A 579-nucleotide genomic window follows, 5' to 3' on the forward strand; every position below is an offset into this window, starting at 1 on the left:
ATTTTTGATCTTACCTTCTGTCGGTGCCATCAGACGCTTTTCTTCTAGCACTTGCGCCCGATCTCGTAACTGCTCAAGCTCAGTGTCTAACTCTTCTTGAGCTTTAGTCATTTCCGCCTGTGCTTCTTCAAAGTACTTATTGCGTTTATTATTGATTTGCGCTTCGATATCAGCAACTTGACGACTCAGCTTGATGACATCGGCCTGACTGACATCGCCATATTCGAGTAATGGCTCGTTCATGCTAAGCTCTTGGCGCGCTAGTACCAGCATTTTTTCGAGAGAAGAGACATCTTCATTAATGGCCTGACGCCGACGGTTATAGAGCGCTCTTTGGTTCTGTACGTACTCAGGATAACTTTGTACGTCTTTAGGGAACACCAATGGTGTTTCAAAAATTTCGGCATTTAACCTTGCCAATTTGGCCTTTAATGCCGCTGTTTTGGAGGCAGAATTATCTACCGCCGCTTTAGCACGCTCTTCTTCTAATACCACAAGCAGCTGACCTGCTTTGACCTCTTCACCCTCGACAACCGCTAGATCTGTCAACACACCGCCTTCTGATGCTTGAATCTCCTG

The 579-nt window shown here is 45.9% G+C and carries 1 pseudogene; it reads right to left on the reverse strand.

The annotated features are described in order from the left end of the window. Nucleotides 1–579, reverse strand: a pseudogene (locus ACS8FC_RS19435) (secretion protein); the annotation flags it as partial.

This window comes from Psychrobacter sp. 1Y4, from assembly GCF_051847555.1.